Annotated in this window: 12 protein-coding genes; 7 read left to right on the top strand and 5 right to left on the bottom strand. The window is 58.9% G+C overall.

Features of this window, described 5'->3' with window-relative positions:
- Positions 1-20: 20 nt before the first annotated feature.
- Positions 21-4,481, top strand: coding sequence for an SET domain-containing protein-lysine N-methyltransferase (locus tag QZR14_RS00235; protein ID WP_311995545.1), 4,461 nt, complete (start codon positions 21-23; stop codon positions 4,479-4,481).
- 110 nt (positions 4,482-4,591) lie between these two features.
- Here QZR14_RS00235 and QZR14_RS00230 read toward each other — a convergent pair whose 3' ends face one another.
- Positions 4,592-6,886: a fatty acid cis/trans isomerase gene (locus QZR14_RS00230; protein WP_311995544.1), complete on the bottom strand. Its 2,295-nt coding sequence runs from the start codon at positions 6,884-6,886 to the stop codon at positions 4,592-4,594.
- Between the two features lie 156 nt (positions 6,887-7,042).
- Here QZR14_RS00230 and metH point away from each other — a divergent pair, with 156 nt between their 5' ends.
- Both metH and QZR14_RS00220 read left to right on the top strand, forming a co-directional pair.
- Positions 7,043-10,753, top strand: a complete 3,711-nt coding sequence (gene metH / locus QZR14_RS00225; RefSeq protein WP_250605357.1) for a methionine synthase — start codon at positions 7,043-7,045, stop codon at positions 10,751-10,753.
- Between the two features lie 271 nt (positions 10,754-11,024).
- The gene (locus tag QZR14_RS00220) at positions 11,025-11,243 is read left to right on the top strand and encodes a DUF2970 domain-containing protein (protein ID WP_095120983.1); all 219 of its coding nucleotides are present in this window, start codon (positions 11,025-11,027) and stop codon (positions 11,241-11,243) included.
- 5 nt (positions 11,244-11,248) lie between these two features.
- Here the strand turns inward: QZR14_RS00220 and QZR14_RS00215 are convergent, their stop codons facing one another.
- Positions 11,249-12,322 (bottom strand): ABC transporter substrate-binding protein, encoded by a 1,074-nt coding sequence (locus QZR14_RS00215; protein WP_311995543.1) that lies wholly within the window; start codon positions 12,320-12,322, stop codon positions 11,249-11,251.
- A 525-nt stretch (positions 12,323-12,847) separates the two neighbouring features.
- Here QZR14_RS00215 and QZR14_RS00210 point away from each other — a divergent pair.
- Together QZR14_RS00210 and QZR14_RS00205 are read left to right on the top strand one after the other, a co-directional pair.
- Positions 12,848-14,506, top strand: a complete 1,659-nt coding sequence (locus QZR14_RS00210) for a nitrite/sulfite reductase (protein WP_311995542.1) — start codon at positions 12,848-12,850, stop codon at positions 14,504-14,506.
- Complete coding sequence (locus QZR14_RS00205; RefSeq protein ID WP_250605360.1) at positions 14,490-14,984, top strand: DUF934 domain-containing protein; 495 nt, start codon at positions 14,490-14,492, stop codon at positions 14,982-14,984. Before QZR14_RS00210 ends, QZR14_RS00205 begins: the two co-directional genes overlap by 17 nt.
- A 43-nt stretch (positions 14,985-15,027) precedes the next feature.
- Here the strand turns inward: QZR14_RS00205 and QZR14_RS00200 are convergent, their stop codons facing one another.
- Both QZR14_RS00200 and sohB read right to left on the bottom strand, forming a co-directional pair.
- Positions 15,028-19,797: a dermonecrotic toxin domain-containing protein gene (locus QZR14_RS00200; RefSeq protein ID WP_311995541.1), complete on the bottom strand. Its 4,770-nt coding sequence runs from the start codon at positions 19,795-19,797 to the stop codon at positions 15,028-15,030.
- Positions 19,798-19,980: 183 nt separating this feature from the next.
- On the bottom strand, positions 19,981-21,012 hold the full coding sequence (gene sohB, locus QZR14_RS00195; RefSeq protein WP_250605362.1) for a protease SohB: 1,032 nt from the start codon (positions 21,010-21,012) through the stop codon (positions 19,981-19,983).
- Positions 21,013-21,216: 204 nt separating this feature from the next.
- On the opposite strand from sohB, the gene QZR14_RS00190 reads away from it, so the two are divergent.
- Together QZR14_RS00190 and QZR14_RS00185 are read left to right on the top strand one after the other, a co-directional pair.
- Positions 21,217-21,927, top strand: coding sequence for a histidine phosphatase family protein (locus QZR14_RS00190; RefSeq protein WP_250605363.1), 711 nt, complete (start codon positions 21,217-21,219; stop codon positions 21,925-21,927).
- Positions 21,928-21,979: 52 nt separating this feature from the next.
- Positions 21,980-22,297, top strand: coding sequence for an SCP2 sterol-binding domain-containing protein (locus tag QZR14_RS00185; RefSeq protein WP_007912567.1), 318 nt, complete (start codon positions 21,980-21,982; stop codon positions 22,295-22,297).
- A 64-nt stretch (positions 22,298-22,361) separates the two neighbouring features.
- Here the strand turns inward: QZR14_RS00185 and QZR14_RS00180 are convergent, their stop codons facing one another.
- A complete protein-coding gene (locus QZR14_RS00180) occupies positions 22,362-22,484 on the bottom strand; it encodes a hypothetical protein (RefSeq protein ID WP_311995540.1) in 123 nt (40 codons plus the stop codon).
- Positions 22,485-22,493: the final 9 nt, after the last annotated feature.

Here is a 22,493-nt window from a genome sequence, read left to right as displayed (position 1 = left end):
ACTTATTTCAAAGGCGCTTAATGAATACATCGTTATCAAGGTTCTATAGCCGAACACCGCCGCGCAGACTACAGGATATCAACCACCTGATCAGCTACCTGCACACGCTCGTTGGTGAGCACTTCAACAGTGATGCACGCGACCTCTACTATCACCCTCCAGCCAGTTCTGCGCTGGGGCGCGAATGCAAGGAAGCATTTCGTATTTTGAACAAGCTGGAAAAGGATGAAGACTTCATCAGGCATATTTCAACGCCGATCGGCGTCGATAAATCGCCTTTAGGTAATGACTTCTTCTATGACCTTGTATCGTTCCACTTGAGCTCCGCCAAAACGCCAGCGCCCTCCCCCCCGGAAGTTTTCACCATAGCCGGTCACTCGGTGATTCTCAGAGAGGTGCCGATCTACTGGTCTATCGACGTCGATGTCTTGCTGGATATTCACCGTAAAGTCGGCAACGGCGTCAACAGCGACGGCTCGGTAAGGCTCGATCTGGTGCTTGCCTACTACTCGCTGCAACCGATGCAGCCTGCCACCAGCGCCGGCTGGCAACGCCTTCTCCATAATCTGGTTGACCATCGCGCACTGTGGCTGCTTGGACATGACGGACACGTCAGTGACCTTGAGCACCTGTTGGGCGCTGCGGGTGATCAAGCGATCATGCGCATTGTTCGCCAGATTAGACTGGAAACATCCCGCTCACTGTTGGCAAACCTGTTGCCGGAAAAATTCAATGACAAACTGGACAAACTTGCCAACACCATCCCTGTCGCTCTTCTGGAAACCGTTCTGGGTGCTGCAAAGAACCTGCAACTGGCCCAACGCATTGCCAACGAACTGGACTGGTACGGTGCAGGCGACAACCAGCAGTGCCCCCCTGGTGTGTTGAAAAAACTGTTGTGGCGCGCGCTTTGGTTAGAGGTAAAACCCGATCCCGACAGTCATTATCGAAACGAATTGCAGATCCTTATCGAAACCGGAAGCCGGTACTCTTCCATACGTCAATCGCTGGTCGAGCATTTCCAACGAACGCTTTGCGTCAACCGCACCACCGCATTACTGGCAGTCGCCATTTTCAAAAGCAATATCGCCAGCGAAGCCTGGGTCGAGGACATTCCCGAGGATCTTCCCTACGGCACTTCCAGCACCTGGGTCAATTTCAAGAGCGGCTTTATTCTGGCAGAGACCATCGCTCCCGGGTCATCCCGGTATATGACGTTCGAACAACTGCTCAACCTGCCAGCCGAGCATTACCAGGCGCATGCCAACGATGTCGGGCAACAGCGGCTGGTAACGGCAGCCAAAGCGCGTGCTGCGCTGGACTGGTCGGTGGAAACGGGGCTGCTGGGACTTCGTCGTACCCCGTACTCGCTGAGCGAAGTCGAGTTGGCAGTGCAGACACTCGAGCAACACGAACGCGACATGGTCAGTGCCATGGAAAACCTGACACTCAGGCCCCCGAGCCGCTTTCGTCACGAAACAGACACGGCATTCGACGAGGCATTCCGCAGCTGGCTGGATACCCCGCGAGCCGCCTACGCAACACTGATCAAAGCATTGCTGAGCCAGTACCTGCCGGCCTGCGGCACTGATCTGGAGCGCGACGAAGTAGTCGTTTACTCGTTAAGGCTGCCACTGCATGACACTCAGGTGGAGCATGAGAACCGGACGAACACCGACGCGGTTCGTGCGCGCTCGGGGTTTATTTTGCGCACGGTCAACCCCGCATACCCGACCGACCCTCGTTACATTGAAGTCTTCCCGTTCGCAGGCGTTGTGCGCCTGCGCAAAGAGATGAAGTCACTGCAAACAGGCGGTGAAATTGTTGTCGAGAAGATCGGCTCCAGCAGCCGGACCAGCCGGGGTTCCTTCAGGAAAGGCACTGAATTGCCCTTCGACTGGGAAGCCTATCGCGATGGCTCGAAACCCAGAGAAAACCAGCACGCGACATTGATCGTGGAACAGATCGCAGAGACATTCGAGGCCGTTGCGATCGAACAGCGCTCCCCAGATGTGGCAGCACGGACGCTGCCCTTTGCCGCGAACAACCTGACGTCTGCGCGAGCTGAAAAGCTGGCCGCGATGATCGCCAGAGAGCTGTTCTTCAAAGATGAGTCAGCGCTTCTTGAACAGACCCGTAAAGCTACGCGCAGCATGGACATCGGTCGGGACTTTACTGAAGACATCACCTTCTGGGGAGAAATGTTCGTGCCGTTCTGGGGTTCCATCGAAGACCTGACATCGGGTGATCCTCGACGCATCGAGTCCGGTGGCCTGGGCCTGTTTACCGATGTGGTGTCTTTCGGCTTGCCCGTCGGCAAATACGTAGCGGGCTGTACTCGCCTGTTATCCGGCGCCGGCAGGATCGGACTGCGCCTTGCCTTGCCAAAACTCTCCGCCATGACGCGAACTTTGCTTGTTTCCACGCTTCGGGAGCTCAATCCCCTGGAGAGCGTTATCGGGCTGCTCAGACTGGGTCGCTTTGCTCTCGGCAAACTGAGTAACGTGACCCTGCGGCATGTACGGATGGGCATCGCACACCTGCGCGACGGCACCATTGCCGCACGCCATCTCCAGTCGGTCGATCCGGCAACCTGGGTGCCGCACCAGGCCGGCGACCAGTTGTTCACCGTGGAAGGCATCGCCGATATTCCCATGCGCAATGTCGGCACCGCCGAAGCTCCCGACTTCCGCCTGATCGACCCCGTCACCCATCAAGCGTTCGGCCCGCGATACCGGCAACCCGTTACGGTAATCAGCAACAGCAGCCCTCTGATACGTCAATACGCGGTAGAACCACACTGGATTCAGGGACTGAAGGCTGACTCGCGCGGCATATTCTTTCGCCCGGACTATAATCAAAAGTTCATCTGCAACGTGGATGAGCACGGCACCATCGCCGTCTACCAGATCAGGGACAATTCCTACGGGTTTATCGCAGAAACGGCGCAGACGGGGGAAAACAGCTTTTCTGTCGTGTTGGTCAACCCGAAAACCAACCGCGACCTGTCGATCAACCTGTCGTCGGTGAGACCCGGGCATTGGTACACAAGGGAAATCAGGGTTTCAGGCGGAGCACCCGATCAGCCTAACGCAGTAACACCCTTGCATTTGCAAAAGTGGTCGCAGTTCAGCGAGGTGATGCTCGATCTGGCCATTAAGGCATTTGCGAAGAATCACGGGCTGGATCGGGCGGCGTTTCAACAGTTCGTCCACACCCAAGGGCAGTTGAAACCCCTTGGCCAGCAAATGCTCGACCAGGCCAATACCGCTCGTACGGCCATTGCGTTCGACCACCTCCAGAACTGGCGAACGCTGTCACAGGAAAGCCGCACCCGTCTGACCCGCGAAGGGTTCGCTGCCGAGCACAACCTTGACCCGCAGGATTTCCTCGCCCATGTCAACATGGATGGCACCTTCCGGGCACCGGGAACAGTGTTGGCAAAATATGCCAACAACCAGACTTTCACCCCTCTGACCCCTGCACATCTAGAGCAGTGGCGAGCGCGCTACGATGAGACACGGTCGGCCAGCACGATGAACGCGTTTGTCGCTGAAAACGATTTGAATCCCGTGCTCTGGGCAACCTTCGTCAATGACGCCGGGCAACTGAGAAGCGCCGTTCCGGAAACCTTGCAATTGCTCACTGCCGTCGACTCGAATGCAATGTCCGCGCGGAAATCACTCCCCCCCGGCACAGCGAGAAAATCAGCGCCCTGGCAATTACCTGAACAGTCAACTGTGCGCGGCAACGGGCCACCCTCACCCCCCAAGGCGGGCCCTTCCAAACGTCCGCGACTGGATGACATGGCAGCCGCCCTGCCAGAGGATCTGACACCTTCGCTTGGACACAACATCAATAACAACGCGCCCATTCTCCAGGATCCGGAGGATGTGCGGACAAGCCTGACGAAAAAGCTGGAAGGCGATATTGAAAAAATCGCGATCACCGACGCCAATCGGCTCTTAACGCACTTTCAGGGCGCAAGACTCAAGGAAATGACCCGCCGCATCACTGAGGATATCCACGAGTGGATCGCCGACGAAGGTCGGCACCATGACAGGCTGACGCAGCGTTTCGAAGTGAGGAGACCGACCGAAGGTCCCGAGCGGGGTTTATCAGTGTTTGCTAAGGTCGATATCGAACCTTATGAAGTGCTGGGCCCTTACATCGGCAAGCTGCACCGCACCGGCAAGTCCCTGCGCGCGGAAATACTTGAAAAATCCAGAGAGAAAGTCAGCACCTATCTGTACGAAACGGCAACGAAGAACGCCACCCTGAGCGGGCACGGCAACAGCAATGTGCTAAGCCTGATCAATGCCATCAACGTACCCGGCCAGGCCAACATAGGCATCGAGAACGTCGGATCGATCTGCGTCGGCAAGTACATGGTGTTTTTTGTCGCGTGGGAAAAGATCCCGGCGGGTAGCGAGCTGTTTCTCGATTACGGGGCCAATTACTGGAAACACATGAAACCTTGATCGCCCCGACTTAGCCGTTAGTCAGGCACGTCGGTGCTGCGCAGAAGAATCTGCGCAGCACCGACGTAAGGCAGATGAACGCTGCTCACACAGCACCTGCCCACGAACGATCAAAGATTTTCGTACCGGTTCATGTCCAGCACGCCCTCTTCCACCGGATCGGTTTCGTGCAGATACTGGCTCAGATCATGGAAATAGAACCAGAATTGCGGGTGACTGCGACGAATCCCCCAACGTTCGACGATTTTTTCGAAACGGTTGGCATCCTTGGCGTTTTCCATTGCATCGACAAATTCCGGCACTTGATCGGCAGGAATGTTGAACATGAAGTTCGGATAACTGCTGAGCACGCCCGGAAAAATAGTGAGGGTGTCCAGCCCTGGCTGATAGCGCAGCGACTCACCGAGCAGGAACGCCACGTTGCTGTGCGCACGGTTGCGCAACAGGCTGTAGACCTCGCGTTTGCCGTTAGTGGTTTCAATGCGCAGCATCGTCGCTTCCGGCAGTTGGTCGATGACCTTCAAACCGGCCGCCGGGCGCGAGGTCAGACGGCTGAGCGCCTGCTCGGCATTTTGCAGTGCCGGGTCGATATTCGGCCGCGAGCAGTAAGCGCCGTCGCAGCGGTTAAGCGGATCAGGGTGCGCATTGAGATCACCGTAACGCGCCAGCAATTGCATGGCGAAGTCGTATTTCGGGTGTTTCTCGTCGAGTTTCAGCGCGGTCGGTTTGTCGTCGTCGATCGCTTCGTAATCGAGCCACATCTTGAATTGGCCACTGCTCTGGTACCAATCGTCGAGGTAACCCTCGCGGGAATCGGCGGGCATCAGGCGCAGGAAATTCTGCTCGGCACCGTTGCGGATCAGGTCGAAATACAGACGGGTTTGCGCCTGATGCGAGACGTTGCCGAACACGTCGAAGTTGACTGCCAATTGGTAATAGGTGCGCTCGAGCAACGGGTAGTCGAACAGCCACATCGTCTGTGGCACCTCGCCGATCAGGCCTTTGGTCACCGAAGCGCTATCAAAGTGGCGGAAAATGCTCAGCAGCGCGTTGTCGTTGCCGGCCCACAGCGTCGACCAGCTCGGTGCAGGAACGTCGGCGTAGCTGTCGCGGCGCAGTGCCTCGTACTCGTTACGTTTGTTGCGGTAGTTATGCCACAGGCTCAAAACGCTGCCGACATCGTCGTTCTGCCCGGGCATGGCCAGCAACGGCGTGGCCTGGCCGCGATAGTTCGGGTCGGTGATATAGAGGTCATGCTCCGGTGCCTGGAACAGCGCCCAGAAGTTGTCGCGAATCACGTCAGTCGCGATCTGGCCACGGCACACTGGGCCACGAATAAAGGTGCGCACGAAGTATTCGGCGTTATCGAGCATGAACTGGTAACGCGCCTGCGCCGGAATCGCCTCAAAAGTGGCAAACGGGTTGGCGCGGCTCTGCGGGCCGTAACCGGGCAACGCATTGGCCTGCCAGTTGCCGCTGTAGAACAGGCTTTTCACCCGCGCCATCTTCGCCGCGCTCAGCGGATAGGTGATGTGGGTCTTGTGCACGATCACCCCTTGCACCGGCCACAAGCGGTAATACACCTGAGTGCCCGGATCGTCGTTGGGGCGGCGGGTGGCGATCAGGTCGATCGGCTGTCCGGTCGGCGTGCGCGAACGCACCCACTGGAAGTAATGCCCCGGCTCGCCATCCTTGAAATAGATGTGCGCGAGAAACCAATGCTCATACAGCCAGCGCCCGACCAGGCTTTGCCGTGCGCCGGGCGTGTTGAGCAGGTTTTCCCATTGGACGATCTGCAGGGCTTCCTTGGCGCTCGGGGCCAGGCCTTGCTCGTCGATCGGCGCACCGGACGCCAGCCAGCGTTGCAACGTTTGATATTGCTGATCGGTCAGGCCGGTGACCGCCAGCGGCATGCCTTCTTTCGGATGCGTAGCGGCATAGCCTTCGAATTCGGAGGGCATCGCGCACAGGTTCTCGCGGTTCAGCCCCAGCACGATGTCTTCCGGGAGCTTGGCGTTCGGCGTCAGTGGCGTCTTGTGCCCAAGTTCGAGCATGCGCGCCATCAGCGCCGCCTGACTGCCCTGCGCATCGAGCACCGAATAGAAGTCTTTCTGCTGCCAGGCACGTTTGCCGAATGCGTCGTAGAACAGTCGCGTAGTCGGCGCCGCTTGTGTGCGCTCGCCGTCGTAGACCGGCATCTTGCTCGCACCACGGGCCGCGCCCTCGCCACTGCCCAGATTGAGCTGGCAGGCCGAGTCGTAGCAGGCATGGCAAGCCACGCACTTCTCGGTGAAGATTGGCTGGATGTCTCGGCTGTACGAAATAGCAGGAGAAATCATGGGTTCCTGCGCAACGGCGCCCCAGCTTAAGAACAGCAAGAAAATGCTGATGACGCGGTACGACATGCCCGTAATCCCGATCCTGGAAAAAAACGCCGCGATTCTACAGTATGACGCTCGCACCAACATGAGCGATATTCATGCTAAAGCCCCACATGCTCTAAAAGCGCACAGGTTTGCTATGATCCCGCTCCTTCGTAATGGTCTTTCCGAGTAGTCCAAATGTCCGATCGCAGCGTCCGCCTTCAAGCTCTCAAGCAAGCCCTCAAAGAGCGCATCCTGATACTCGACGGCGGCATGGGCACGATGATCCAGAGCTACAAGCTCGAAGAGCAGGATTATCGCGGCAAACGCTTCGCGGACTGGCCGAGTGATGTCAAAGGCAACAATGACCTGCTGGTGATCACCCGTCCCGATGTGATCGGCGGCATCGAGAAAGCCTATCTGGATGCCGGCGCCGACATCCTCGAAACCAACACCTTCAACGCCACACGCATTTCCATGGCCGACTACGGCATGGAAGAGCTGGCTTACGAATTAAACGTAGAAGGCGCGCGCCTGGCCCGCAAGATTGCCGACGCCAAGACCGCCGAGAACCCGGCCAAGCCGCGTTTTGTCGCCGGCGTGCTCGGCCCGACCAGCCGCACCTGCTCGCTGTCGCCGGACGTCAACAACCCGGGCTACCGCAATGTCACCTTTGATGAGCTGGTGGAAAACTACACCGAAGCCACCAAAGGCCTGATCGAGGGTGGCGCCGATCTGATCCTGATCGAAACCATCTTCGACACCCTCAATGCCAAAGCGGCGATCTTCGCCGTGCAAGGCGTGTTCGAAGAATTGCACATCGAACTGCCGATCATGATTTCCGGCACGATCACCGACGCCTCCGGCCGTACCTTGTCCGGCCAGACCACCGAAGCGTTCTGGAACTCGGTGGCGCACGCCAAGCCGATTTCGGTCGGTTTGAACTGCGCGCTTGGCGCCAGTGAGTTGCGTCCGTACCTGGAAGAGCTGTCGAACAAGGCCAGCACCCACGTGTCCGCGCACCCGAACGCCGGCCTGCCGAACGAATTCGGCGAGTACGACGAGCTGCCGTCGCAAACCGCCAAAGTCATCGAAGAGTTCGCCCAGAGCGGTTTCCTCAACATCGTCGGCGGCTGCTGCGGCACCACCCCGGGCCACATCGAAGCCATCGCCAAAGCCGTGGCCGGCTATGCCCCACGCCAGATTCCAGATATCCCCAAGGCCTGCCGCCTCTCGGGTCTGGAGCCGTTCACCATTGATCGCAGCTCGTTGTTCGTCAACGTCGGCGAGCGCACCAACATCACCGGCTCCGCCAAGTTCGCCCGCCTGATCCGTGAAGACAACTACACCGAAGCGCTGGAAGTCGCCCTGCAACAGGTCGAGGCCGGCGCGCAGGTGATCGACATCAACATGGACGAAGGCATGCTCGATTCGAAGAAGGCCATGGTGACCTTCCTCAATCTGATCGCCGGTGAACCGGACATCTCCCGCGTGCCGATCATGATCGACTCGTCGAAATGGGAAGTGATCGAAGCCGGCCTCAAGTGCATTCAGGGCAAGGGCATCGTCAACTCGATCAGCATGAAAGAAGGCGTCGAGCAGTTCATCCACCACGCCAAGCTGTGCAAACGCTACGGCGCGGCGGTGGTGGTGATGGCGTTCGACGAAGCCGGCCAGGCCGACACCGAAGCGCGCAAGAAAGAGATCTGCAAACGCTCCTACGACATTCTGGTCAACGAAGTCGGCTTCCCGCCGGAAGACATCATCTTCGACCCGAACATCTTCGCCGTCGCCACCGGCATTGAAGAACACAACAATTACGCGGTGGACTTCATCAACGCCTGCGCCTACATCCGCGACGAGCTGCCGTATGCCCTGAGCTCCGGCGGTGTGTCCAACGTGTCGTTCTCGTTCCGGGGCAACAACCCGGTGCGTGAGGCGATTCACTCGGTGTTCCTGCTGTACGCCATCCGCGCCGGGCTGACCATGGGCATCGTCAACGCCGGGCAGCTTGAGATTTACGACCAGATCCCTGTGGAGCTGCGCGACGCCGTAGAAGACGTGATCCTCAACCGCACGCCGGAAGGCACCGACGCCCTCCTCGCTATCGCCGACAAGTACAAGGGCGACGGCAGCGTCAAGGAAGCCGAGACCGAAGAGTGGCGCAACTGGGACGTCAACAAGCGTCTGGAACATGCGCTGGTCAAGGGCATCACCACCCACATCGTTGAGGACACCGAAGAATCGCGCCAGTCGTTCGCGCGCCCGATCGAAGTGATCGAAGGCCCGCTGATGTCCGGCATGAACATCGTCGGCGACCTGTTCGGCGCCGGCAAAATGTTCCTGCCGCAGGTAGTGAAATCTGCCCGCGTGATGAAGCAGGCCGTGGCGCACTTGATCCCGTTCATCGAACTGGAAAAAGGCGACAAGCCGGAAGCCAAGGGCAAGATCCTCATGGCGACCGTGAAAGGTGACGTGCACGACATCGGCAAAAACATCGTCGGCGTGGTGCTCGGTTGCAACGGCTATGACATTGTCGACCTCGGCGTGATGGTGCCGGCAGAAAAGATTCTGCAGGTCGCCAAGGAAGAAAAGTGCGACATCATCGGCCTCTCCGGTCTGATCACGCCGTCGCTGGACGAAATGGTTCACGTGGCTCGCGAAATGCAGCGTCAGGACTTCCACCTGCCGCTGATGATCGGTGGCGCGACCACGTCCAAAGCACACACCGCGGTGAAGATTGAGCCGAAGTACAGTAACGATGCCGTGGTCTACGTGACCGACGCCTCCCGCGCCGTGGGCGTGGCGACGCAGTTGCTGTCGAAGGAATTGAAGGCAGGTTTTGTTGAAAGAACCCGTGCCGAATACGTTGAAGTGCGCGAACGTACCGCCAACCGCAGTGCCCGCACCGAACGCCTGAGCTACGCCGCCGCGATCGCCAAGAAGCCACAGTTCGACTGGGCCAATTATCAGCCGGTCAAACCGACGTTCACGGGCAGCAAGGTGCTGGACAACATCGACCTCAAAGTCTTGGCCGAATACATCGACTGGACGCCGTTCTTCATCTCCTGGGACCTGGCCGGCAAGTTCCCGCGCATCCTTGAAGACGAAGTGGTCGGTGAAGCTGCCACCGCGCTGTACAAGGACGCGCAGGAGATGCTCGCCAAACTGATCGACGAGAAGCTGATCAGCGCCCGTGCGGTGTTCGGTTTCTGGCCGGCCAATCAGGTGCATGACGACGACATCGAACTGTACGGCGATGACGGCAAGCCATTGGCCAAGCTGCATCACCTGCGCCAGCAGATCATCAAGACCGACGGCAAACCAAACTTCTCGCTGGCCGACTTCGTGGCACCGAAGGACAGCGAAGTGACCGACTACGTCGGCGGTTTCATCACCACCGCCGGCATCGGCGCCGAAGAAGTGGCCAAGGCTTATCAGGACGCTGGCGACGACTACAACTCGATCATGGTCAAAGCCCTCGCCGACCGTTTGGCCGAGGCCTGCGCCGAATGGCTGCACCAGCAAGTGCGTAAAGAGCACTGGGGTTATGCCAAGGACGAAGTGCTCGACAACGACGCGTTGATCAAAGAGCAATACAGCGGCATCCGCCCTGCTCCGGGTTATCCGGCCTGTCCGGATCACACCGAGAAAGCGGCGCTGTTCGCCCTGCTCGACCCGGAAGCGGAAGAAATGCGCGCCGGCCGCAGCGGCGTGTTCCTCACCGAGCACTACGCGATGTTCCCGGCGGCTGCCGTCAGCGGCTGGTACTTCGCCCACCCGCAGGCGCAGTACTTCGCCGTGGGCAAGGTCGACAAGGATCAGGTCGCCAGCTACACCTCGCGTAAAGGTCAGGAGTTGAGCGTGACCGAGCGCTGGCTGGCGCCAAACCTCGGCTACGACAACTAAGCAGCCTCCGACAGCGCCTACAGGTGTCCACGTTGTTCACAAATATTGTGAGCCAACGCTAAACCTGTGGGAGCTGGCTTGCCAGCGATGGCGTCGGGGCAGCCAGCATCGATGTCGCGTGTGCCGGCCTCATCGCTGGCAAGCCAGCTCCCACAGGGATCCAGGTGTTTTTGTTGACTCCCCTCTCCTGGCCCTTCCCGACATTTGCTTTTGCGGTGTTCTGCAGAGGGTTGGCTATGCTTGTCTGACACACACGGCAGACGAGGGATTTATGGACGATCCAGTCGACAACAAACCGCCGACCTTCTGGCAGATGCTGCACAGCGTGATGGCGGCGGCGTTCGGGGTGCAGAGCGGCAAGAACCGGGCAAGGGATTTCACCCATGGCAAGCCCAGCCATTTCGTGATGCTGGGGATTCTGTTCACCGCCATCTTCGCGCTGACGCTGTTTGCCATCGTCAAACTGGTGCTGCATTTCGCCGGAGTCTGACGCGGTCAGCGCATCAGGGTCTGCAAGCTGAACGGGTAGCGATACGAAGCCGGTCGCCCCTTGGCCGAGAGCTTGCGGAAATTCACGCCGTAGTTCGGCGACGTGCCCATGTCCAACATTTGCCGGGCATGCCGTTTGTCGATCAATTGCAACAAGGAAATCTGCCGGTCACGGCCGCCGTAGTGATTCAACTCGACGCCTTGCTCGACATCATGCAACTCGACCAACGCCCAGCCGCCCAAGGTGAAATGCCCGCCGACCAGCGCGCTCAGGCGCCCGTCAACCAACGCCTGCAAGGCCGCCGGAGAGGTGTTGACCGCACTGAACAAGGCATCTTTGCCGGGGACTTTGCCGGTCTCGGCGTATGCGCGCATCGCGCCGAAGGCCATTTCATCATTGGCCGACCACACCAGCGATACCTTCGGGTAACGCGCGAACAGCTGTTTGGCCTGCTCATAGGCGCGCTCTTGGGTCCAGCCGCTGTACACCAATTGCCGCAGGCGCATTTGCGGGTGTTCGGCCAGCGCCCGTTGCATGCCGCGCTCGCGCAATTGCGCCGAAGGGGTGACCTTCAGCCCGGAGAACGCCAGCACTTCAATCGGCTCGGCAGCGGGCGTCGGCGGGTGCAGGCGAATCAGCTCCTTCATCATCAGGTAGCCGCCCTCCTCGTCATTCGGTACCAGGCTGCCGATGCGGTCGTTCCGTTCGCCGACCAGCGCTTGCTGGTCAGGTGTCAGCGCCGCGTTGACCATAAACAGCTTCACGCCGCTGTTCTCGGCCAGGCGCAGAATCTGCGGGGCAACATATTGTTCGTTGACGAATACCAGGTACTCGGGACGATTCGGCCCCTGCAACGCGACGCGCGCCTGAGCCAGGGTCAGTTCGGGCTGGCGTTGGGAGTAGAGAATCTGCAGATCGATGCCCAGATCATGGGCGGCGGCCTGCATGAACTGTGAATAGCTGACCCAGAAAGCTTCCTGAGTCGAGCCCGGATTCAAGAACAGTACAGACTCTGCCCGCGCGCCGATCTGGAACAGCGCGCCGAACAACAGAAGACTGATGTGGAAAAACTTGAACATGAAGCATCCGGGCCCAGGGAAAAATGGCCGCGCATTATAGCCCTCGTTCCACCGGCTATTGATGCCTGATCCCGCTTTTTGTCCGACAATCTGTCGCAAGCGAGGCCCGGACGGGTCGTTTACTGATGGCTGACCCAGAATACCGCTGTTCCTACTACGAGAATGATCAGGAACAAAATGGCCCACGCATCGACACTGCTGTCGCTTTTTCTTGCCTTGGTCGGATTGCTCATTGCATCGCCTCTTGTCGGTTTTATCGGTGATTGCAGAAAGACTCGACCACAGTTAAGACGATGATTGTCCGCACGACAAATGTGGGTTAGGTGACAGCCATTCTCGTTAGGCGATTTGGTTCTTTACATATACTCAAACATCACTTTTGCGCATAACTGCAAACGGGTATATTGCCCCGGCTCCGTTAGGGAGTGCGCGGCCGTGCGCGCAGAATTGCAGAGGCACATTCGGACTCCAGCAAGCGAAAACGCAGCGTTTTCCGAGTAGCCCAAGCCTGAGAACAGGACTTATATGTACGTATACGACGAGTACGATCAGCGGATCATCGAGGACCGCGTCAAGCAGTTCCGTGATCAGACCCGACGCTATCTGGCAGGTGAGCTGAGCGAAGAAGAATTCCGCCCCCTGCGCCTGCAAAATGGCCTGTACATCCAGCGCTTCGCGCCGATGTTGCGGGTGGCGGTGCCTTACGGCCAGCTGACTTCGCGTCAGGTGCGCATGATGGCCAGGATTGCCCGCGACTACGACAAGGGCTACGCCCACATCAGTACGCGGCAGAACGTGCAGTTCAACTGGCCGGCGGTGGAAGACATCCCGGACATCCTGGCTGAACTGGCCACCGTGCAGATGCACGCGATCCAGACCAGCGGCAACTGCCTGCGCAACGTCACCACCGACCAGTTCGCCGGTGTCGCTGCCGATGAAGTGATCGACCCGCGCCCATGGTGCGAGATCGTCCGTCAGTGGACCACATTCCACCCGGAATTCGCCTACCTGCCGCGCAAATTCAAGATCGCCGTCAACGGTTCGACCGCTGACCGCGCCGCCATTGAAGTCCACGACATCGGCCTTGAGCCGGTGCACAACGCCGCTGGCGAACTGGGCTTCCGCGTGCTGGTCGGCGGCGGCCTCGGTCGTACCCCGGTCGTTGGCGCGTTCATCAACGAATTCCTGCCGTGGCAGGATCTGTTGAGCTACCTCGACGCCATCCTGCGGGTGTACAACCGCTACGGCCGTCGCGACAACAAATACAAGGCGCGGATCAAGATCCTCGTCAAAGCGCTCACGCCGGAAGTGTTCGCGCAAAAAGTCGATGCGGAAATGGAACACCTGCGCGGTGGCCAGACCACATTGACCGAAGCCGAACTGCATCGCGTCGCCAAGCACTTCGTCGACCCGGACTACAAGGCGCTGGACAACCAGACCGCGCAACTGGCCGAGCTGGACCAAGAGCATCCTGGCTTCGCCCGCTGGCGCACCCGCAACACCCTGGCGCACAAGAAGCCGGGCTATGTGGCCGTGACCCTGTCGCTGAAGCCGACCGGCGTTGCCCCGGGCGATATCACTGACAAGCAACTCGACGCCGTCGCCGATCTGGCCGATCGCTACAGCTTCGGGCAACTGCGCACCTCGCACGAGCAGAACATCATTCTGGCCGACGTCGAGCAAAGCCAGTTGTTCGCCCTGTGGGGTGAACTGCGTGAAGGTGGTTTCGCCACGCCGAACATCGGCCTGCTGACCGACATTATCTGCTGCCCTGGCGGTGACTTCTGCTCGCTGGCCAACGCCAAGTCGATCCCGATTGCCGAGTCGATCCAGCGTCGCTTCGACGACCTCGACTATCTGTTCGACATCGGTGAACTGGACCTGAACATCTCCGGTTGCATGAACGCCTGTGGTCACCACCACGTCGGCCACATCGGAATCCTCGGCGTGGACAAGAAAGGCGAAGAGTTCTATCAGGTCTCCCTCGGCGGCAGTGCCAGCCGTGATGCGAGCCTGGGCAAGATCCTCGGCCCGTCCTTCGCTCAGGAAGCCATGCCGGACGTGATCTCGAAGCTGATCGACGTGTACGTTGAACAACGTACCGAAGACGAGCGCTTCATCGACACCTACCAGCGTATTGGCATCGACCTCTTCAAGGAACGCGTCTATGCAGCGAATCATTAAGAACAACGCGGTCGTCGACGAAACCTGGCACTTACTGCCCAAGGATTTCAACATCGACGAGATCAGCAACTGCGACGACCTGATCGTGCCATTGCAGCTGTGGCGCGAACACAGCCGCATGCTCAAGGCCCGTGACGGTGGTCTGGGTGTTTGGCTGGACGCCGACGAAGAAGCCGAGGAAATCGGTGACGACGTCGATCAATTTCAGGTGATTGCCCTGAACTTCCCGGCCTTCACTGACGGCCGCAACTACTCCAACGCGCGCCTGCTGCGTGACCGCTACGGTTTCAAAGGCGAACTGCGGGCGATTGGTGACGTGCTGCGCGACCAGCTGTTCTACATGCACCGCTGTGGTTTCGACGCCTTTGCCATTCGTGCGGACAAAGACCCGTACGAAGCCCTGGAAGGCCTCAAGGACTTTTCGGTGACCTATCAGGCCGCCACCGACGAACCGCTGCCGCTGTTCCGTCGCCGCTGATCAAAGACCCCGGGGCCGCGCCTGCGGACTCGGGGTTTTCTGCTTAACCCTTGGATTGTCCAAACCGGCCCGGCGCCGTCGTCGGCGGCAACGTCAAACCAGGGTGGCGACTCAAAGCCAGAGTTGTCAGGTGCCTGCGAACCTGCGCAGCTTCGTTCCTGAAATTATCAAGAATGGTCTTCATCTGTTGCGAGGCCGCCTGGCGAGACAGCCCGGCTCGCCGCTCCAATTGCGCCAGTGATCGGCCGCTACGTTGCAGGTTGTCTTCAAATGCAGCTCGCTGCGTCTCTGCCAGGTACTCCGACCAGAACTCCTCCTGACTGATCGACTCCAGTAGTCGCGGGCCTTGCTCGGCCCTGATCACCTCCAGACCGACCTGATCGATTTGGCCGGCGGTCACTTCAACGTCCAGCACGGTATTCAGTTGCCGGGGTTGTCCGGGCAGTTGCAGTCGTTCGGCCAGGCGCACCCTGTACAGCAGACTGACATCCAGCGCCTGCTGCGCGGTGAGTGAAGCGGACTGCGCACGCTGCGCGATGTCCATCAAGGCGTGCCTGTGCACTTCATGCAAGCGAAACATTCCGCGCAACAGGCCGATCAGCTCCCCTTCCAGTGTTTGCGTACCGGTGCGCACAGCCGCGACTGCCCGATAACACAGACATCTGACCTCAAGATCACTGAACAGCACGGCGACATTGACGGCGCTTGCCTGGCCGGCCCTGGCCATGCGAAACAGCGTTCGGCGCAATCTGGCGTCTGTGCAGATAGCCTCCAGCACGCCCCACACGCGCTGGGCCAGTTGATCGCGGATGTGGGTGAAATCAGCGGTTGCGCGCAATTGTTCAAGCACCTCGAAAAAGTCCCGTGATTGCGGATCCGCCAGCAAAGACGTCAGCACCTCCTGCGCACGCGCAACCGACACTTGCGACAAACCATTCACCCAGCCGGCACCTTCCCTATCGACAGCCTGCCACGCCGTACCCGGGTAGTCATGAGCCATCACGCCAAAGCCGCTACCCTGGGTCCTTTGGTATTGCGCAATCGCCTTCAGGCTCGACGCTGACAGCGGGTTGCCGTCAAGGCAGGTGCCACGATTCAACGCGGCGCGGTAGTTGAACACTGCTGCGGGCACCTCGACGATATTGTTATTGCGAAGGCCCAGCGCCTGCAGTTCAGTCAGCGCATCAATGTCCGAGGGCCAATCGGAAATTCCGCAGGCACGCAGATCCAGGCGCCGCAATCGACGCTGCGCCGTTAGCCGCGGTGTGCGCCCCAATGTCGGGTTCAAACTCAGATCCAGCGAAACCAGGCCATCGTTGTTGCCGAACTCGGGAACTGAACGCTCAGTGAGCTCGATCTGGTTTTCACTCAAATCCAGATGTCGCAGACCGGACATTTCTTCAATCGCCTGCGGCACGCGCGTCAGCCCGTTACCTGATAAATCCAGCGTGCTCAGCCGGGAAAAATTGCGCAAAAAGCTGTTCAACCCGGCGCTGGCCCCCACCCCACTCATCCGCAACACAGCGATGTGATTGAAGTCGGCCACGATCACCGGCAACTCCCCCAGAGGCACCCGGTCCAGTATCAGACTGGGTGCGCTGTTACCCGATTCATCAGTCACGCGGGTTTCTCGGCGCCAGGCACGCCGGATCGCTCGTGCCGCCAGAGATTTGCTGTGCGAGGGCACCTTTTCGCGCCCACCGCTATCCGTGTGATACCAGGTGTCGCGATGGACCCAGCGTTCCAGCGTCTCGACCATCGTTTGGTACTCAACCCGCATGCGCTCGAGTGTCCTGATGGCCAAGACGTCGTCCGCCTCCAGTGACGCTACAAACAGCTTGATCTGCTCGGTGGAATGGGAAGGATACAGTTCGCCCGCCCGCTGCATGATCGCCGGCGATCTGGAGGGCAAGGGGCTGGTGTCTGGCGCCGAGAGCCCCATGGAGTGTTCGATCTGGCGATCCGCCAGTCCCATCGGCGAGCGGTAGTCTGCACCCAGCGCTTCGATATTCAGCAACCGGGAAAACGGCTCGCGGCGCTGCAATGCCACCGCGGTAATGTTCTGCCGAAGACCACTGCCATCGGTGTCCGTGGCCACACCAAGCGCCTTTCGGGCATGTGCCGGCAGGTTTTCCCATAAAGCCTGGAAAAAATCTGCGCGGGGGCTGGCGGGCGACGTCGACACGACCGTTCCCTGCGCATCCACATCGCCGGGCCACCCGGGCAAGTGCGTCAAGGCATCGAGTACCAACCCGTCAGCGTCGTCGCCGCTGAACGAATCCAGATACAGCGCCTCGTACGCGCGGTTCAACCGCTGAACCGGCTGAAAGCGCCGTGCCTCTTCGGCGAGTCGCAACGGCACCTTGGCCGAGTCAAGTTGCGCCCATTCATTGATATCGGCATACCGTACCAACTCATCGGCGATGCTGGCTGACAATGGTGCAAAAGCCTTGCAAATGATTTCTCCGCGGACGCTTTCGCAGACATCAACGCGTCGATACAGCCGACTCATCAGCGCCGGCCGCTGGCCCGACGCAAGTGCACTAATACAGGCCAAAAGCGAGGTAACCTGCTCTGATGCTTTTCCCGCGGTCGAGCCCAGCAAATTCGACCGCTCATCCGCCTTGAGACCCGCCAGCAGTGACGTGTGAAACTCTCCCTGGTGCAGCGTATCCTTGCTGATTTCCAGGCGTCTGGATGCACTCTCAGCGCCATAACGCGCCACCTCTTGCGCCCCGACGTCGTTCACAATCACCGCCAGATCCGCAGGCCAGCGCGACGCCGTGGTCAGCAGGTACAACTGCAGATCAGCATCGGCTGAAGAAACCAGCGATGGCGTGCCGATCTGCTCCAGAAACTGCGAAACCTGCGCATCGGCGCGAAAGCGTCTGACGGTGTCGGCCAGCAATGCCATCGTCTCGCCACGCTGCACGAACGAATGGCGTAGCTGTGTTTCATCAATGCCGGTGCAGGCGATGACTTGCAGGACACGGGCATCGGGCAGCCCTTCTTCGCGATAACCGAGGCGGCGCAGGAGCGTGAGCGGGCTCCAGCCCTGCGCCAGTTCCGAATCGTGGCGCCATGCCCCTGCTCCATTGGTTTCGAGTAATGGGTGGTAGCGCGCAGATGGCGGCGTGCCATGCACCTCCCACAGCCCGGTGCCGGCGACCGGACGTACTACATAGGCATCCGCGCCCAGCGGCAGAAAACGCTCATCCCCCTGCCGGATCAAGCCCTGACTGTCCGGCGAAAGCCCCGCAAGAACCGGCTCCCATTGGCGATAGGCGGCCATGTCCGCACACCACAGCCGATGGCCGTCGCCTTCAATAGGCAGGCGTCGCAAACCCTGAACGAACGTTGATGAACGCAGGGTTTTGTAAACCTTGCCTGCGGCCACTCCACCGGCTGCGAATGCCGTCATGAGGATCAGGTTTTCCAGGGTATCGAACAGGCAATCCGTCGCGTGTTCCTGATCGCCATAAGCCCAGCTCTCCACACCTTCGTAGACCTCGCTGAGCAATTGCAGGCCGGCCACAGCAAACATCATTTCGCCAAGGACAGGGACAAAAGAGGCAAAGAACGCCAGCGTGTTCAAGCCGATGGACTTATAGGTATCCAGCCGCCCCAGGCGGGTCTTTTCATCTTCATCACCGGTCGGTACCACCAGCAACCGCGCTTCCGCGCGGAATCTTTTCGAGTGATGCCGAAACAGCGCCAGAAAGAGATCGTGCTTTGCATCGCCTTCCAGGGCGACGGCCGTCACCGGCAAGTAGAACGTGGCGAATGGAAACTGCGCGGTATTGGCGTTCAGCAGTCTTACATTCAGCCCCGTGATGAACGTCGAGCGCTCGCCAAGGAGGATGAAACGCATGAAAAAACTGCGCCATTTCACATCTCGCAAGCGCATGCTCAACTGGCGTTCGAACATCGGGAACGAGGCGTATTCTTTCAGCGGATGATCCGGGTCACCCGGTATGTAGACCACACAGCGCTCGTCATCATCGTCGGCACGTACGCCGACCGGCCCGATCAACATCGGTCCGCTCAACGTTACCCCGAGCATTTCGAGATTGTGATACCCCAACGTGTTAGTGCCCAGACTGATCGTGGACGCCGAATCCTTGACCGATTCGAGCATCGCGTAAACATCTGCACTGATATGTCCGCGAAGCAATGCGATATGCCGATCAACATCGAATTGATCCTTTGAACACGCCACTGCAGCGGTCTGCAAACTACCGATCTGAGTTTCACTGCCAAACAACGCTTCTACATGTTTCTGGTATTGCGCACCCAGATCGAGATCTCGACACAGTTTGGCGAACTGATGAGGTTCGAGTGGCAGTATCTGACTGCGCTGCCCTTTAACGCGAGGCGGAACATACAGAAACGAGTCATCGCTATAGTTGCCGGACTTTGTTTCTGACAGTTCGAAATTCTCGCAGGCTGCCGTCAACACGTCGCGCTTGATCGGCAGTACAAGTTTTTTGCGCAATCCCAACAGGCTGGACGTCGAGCGCACATGCTGGAAGAGCGCGCCCGCGACGTCAAACGGCTCTCCCAGTTTCTGTGACATCGCTTTAGCCAACAGGGGCGCACAGAAAGCTTGCGGAGAACTCAACGCCTGGGCCTGCTCACGCGCGAGGTGCCGGGACTTGTAGCTGGTTTTAAGGCTGGTGTAGAGGGCGTCGCGTACGGCATTCGACGATTCAAGCAACCAAGCGGGAATTTGTTCTTTGAACAACTCAAAAAAGACGCCTTGTTGGGCTGGCGTCATGTCAGGCGTTTTCAGTTTTGCATTTTCAACATCCATGTTTAACAACCTTAATCTGACTTGAGCACTCAGAATAAAGTTGAAATAAAACTCGATACAGCGCGATTAGTTGATGAACTCAAACAGAATTCATCAACAATCAAGAAGTTGAAAATACATATGTAGTGCACAGTTTTTCTGAAACACGCTCGCATGACGGTTGTCATGCGAGCGTCGGAGTATTTACCAGAAACGCTGTTGGGTCAGCCGACTCCACCAGCTCAGCAGCACGCGGTCGACCGAACCGCTGGCCGCCATGCCGATACGCTCCTGCAAGCTTTTGCGTTCGGCGTAGTGCAGGTGATAGACCTCAGCCTTTTTCGCCCGGTCTGCGAGGTATTCATCGCTGGTCTTGAGCTCATCGACCAGTTGTTTGTCCAGCGCCGCGACGCCGAGCCAGACTTCACCGGTGGCCACATCGTCAATCGCCAGTTGCGGGCGATAGCGCGCCACGAAGTTCTTGAACAGTTGATGGGTGATGTCCAGGTCTTCCTGAAACTTCTCGCGGCCCTTCTCGGTGTTTTCGCCAAACACGGTCAAGGTGCGCTTGTACTCGCCGGCGGTGAGGACCTCAAAATCGATGTCGTGCTTCTTGAGCAAGCGGTTGACGTTGGGCAGCTGCGCAACCACGCCGATCGAGCCGAGAATCGCGAACGGCGCACTGATGATCTTCTCGCCGATGCACGCCATCATGTAGCCGCCGCTGGCCGCAACCTTGTCGATGCACACGGTCAGCGGTACGCCGGCCTCGCGGATACGCGCCAGTTGCGAGGAAGCCAGACCATAGCTGTGAACCATGCCGCCACCGCTCTCCAAACGCAGGACCACTTCGTCTTTGGGGGTAGCGAGGGTCAGCAATGCGGTGATTTCGTGGCGCAGGCTTTCGGTCGCCGAAGCCTTGATGTCGCCGTCGAAATCCAGCACGAATACGCGCGATTTGGCTTCAGGCGGTTTCTTCTGCTTTTTCGCGCTTTTCTCGGACTTGGCCTCGCCTTTGCGCAAAGCCTTGAGCTGATCCTTGTCGAGCAGCGTCTGCTCCAGGCGCTCACGCAGGCCCTTGTAGAAATCATTGAGTTTGCTGACCTGCAACTGACCGGCCGATTTGCGCCGGCCCTTGCTGCGCAATGCGGCAAAACTGGCAAGCACCACCAGAATGGCGACTACCAGGGTGACGGTCTTGGCCAGAAAACTGGCGTATTCGGTGAAAAACTCCACAGAGACTCCTTAAACGATGCGCGGAGGCGGGACACGCGCGGGATGGCTCAAGCATACCCATGCGCCGGCTTGTCGACCAGCCGTGAAAACTCTGGCAACACCCCTGTAACGGGCATTTCAAACAAGCGTATGTTTTTTCATTGACAGCTACCCGTCATCCTCATAACCTCGCCACAACCTTCAACGTACCGGGATGACGCGGACGTGGGCAGCATCTACTTGATTCGACATGGCCAGGCCTCCTTTGGTGCAGACGACTATGACGTCCTCTCGCCGACCGGTGTGCGTCAGGCAGAAATCCTCGGTCAGCACCTTGCTGAACTGGGCATCAGCTTCGATCGCTGCCTCGCCGGTAACCTGCGTCGTCAGCAGCACACGGCCACCAGCGCACTGGCGCAATACGCCGCCAAAGGGCTGCCGGTGCCGACCCTGGAAACCGATTCGGCATTCAACGAATTCGATGCCGACGCGGTGATTCGAGCGCTGCTCCCGGACATGCTGGCGGACGAGCCTGAAGCCCTCGACATCTTGCGCAATGCCGCGCAGAACCGTGGCGAATTCCAACGGATTTTCGCCCTGATCATCGAGCGCTGGCTGGCCGGCACTTACGACACACCGGGGCTGGAAAGCTGGTTGAGTTTCGTCGAACGGGTTCAGGCCGGGCTGCACCGGATCCTGGAACAGGCTGGCGCCAAACAGAAAATCGCCGTGTTCACCTCCGGCGGCACCATCACCGCCCTGCTCCACCTCATTACGCAAATGCCCGCCAGACAGGCCTTTGAATTGAACTGGCAAATCGTCAACACCTCGCTCAACCATCTGAAGTTCCGCGGTCGCGAGGTGGCTTTGGCCTCCTTCAACAGTCATGCGCACCTGCAACTGTTGAAGGCTCCGGAACTCATCACTTTCCGCTGAGTCCGGTTAACTTGTGAACCTTGCTGTAATCAACCCCAATAAGGATCGAACCATGACCTCCGTAGCCGATGCCGTAAAAGCAATGCAAGCCAAGTTCAACCCAGCCGCTGCTGCCGGCCTGGATCTGGTCTTCGGTTTCAACATCACTGACGAAGACAAGCAGTACTCGCTGATCGTCAAGGACGGCACCTGCGATATCCAGGAAGGCGAGAACCCGGACGCCAACTGCACGCTGGTACTGGATAGCGAAACCCTCAAAGGTATCGTCAGCGGCGAAACCGACGGCATGCAGGCTTTCATGGGCGGCAAGCTGCGCGTTGAAGGCGACATGATGCTGTCGATGAAACTGTCCGAGCTGTTCCCGTCGTAATAGCGCGTTCAGTGACCCAAGAATCCCGCCTTCATGGCGGGATTTTTCATTCGAACGCTGAAATTTACTGCGCATGCCCGCTTTCACATTCAGTTGCCGTGCGCTCGGCCGCAATGGCCGGCAGCGTGTTGATGGCCAGCAGCCCGGCCAGACTCAAAGGTGATTTGACGGATGAAGATTGAATCATGAACAGCAT

Origin of the sequence: Pseudomonas sp. rhizo66 (genome assembly GCF_031931925.1) — a bacterium.
Classification (GTDB): Bacteria; Pseudomonadota; Gammaproteobacteria; order Pseudomonadales; family Pseudomonadaceae; genus Aquipseudomonas.
The sequence above is the reverse complement of the archived record's forward strand: the minus strand, read 5'-3'. Positions and strand labels throughout refer to the sequence as shown.

Excerpts from the sequence above, each read along its gene's own strand:
- QZR14_RS00235 (WP_311995545.1), top strand. The coding sequence starts at position 21 with ATGAATACATCGTTATCAAGGTTCTATAGCCGAACACCGCCGCGCAGA.
- QZR14_RS00230 (WP_311995544.1), bottom strand. The coding sequence starts at position 6,886 with ATGTCGTACCGCGTCATCAGCATTTTCTTGCTGTTCTTAAGCTGGGGC.
- metH (WP_250605357.1), top strand. The coding sequence starts at position 7,043 with ATGTCCGATCGCAGCGTCCGCCTTCAAGCTCTCAAGCAAGCCCTCAAA.
- QZR14_RS00220 (WP_095120983.1), top strand. The coding sequence starts at position 11,025 with ATGGACGATCCAGTCGACAACAAACCGCCGACCTTCTGGCAGATGCTG.
- QZR14_RS00215 (WP_311995543.1), bottom strand. The coding sequence starts at position 12,322 with ATGTTCAAGTTTTTCCACATCAGTCTTCTGTTGTTCGGCGCGCTGTTC.
- QZR14_RS00210 (WP_311995542.1), top strand. The coding sequence starts at position 12,848 with ATGTACGTATACGACGAGTACGATCAGCGGATCATCGAGGACCGCGTC.
- QZR14_RS00205 (WP_250605360.1), top strand. The coding sequence starts at position 14,490 with ATGCAGCGAATCATTAAGAACAACGCGGTCGTCGACGAAACCTGGCAC.
- QZR14_RS00200 (WP_311995541.1), bottom strand. The coding sequence starts at position 19,797 with ATGGATGTTGAAAATGCAAAACTGAAAACGCCTGACATGACGCCAGCC.
- QZR14_RS00185 (WP_007912567.1), top strand. The coding sequence starts at position 21,980 with ATGACCTCCGTAGCCGATGCCGTAAAAGCAATGCAAGCCAAGTTCAAC.
- QZR14_RS00180 (WP_311995540.1), bottom strand. The coding sequence starts at position 22,484 with ATGATTCAATCTTCATCCGTCAAATCACCTTTGAGTCTGGCCGGGCTG.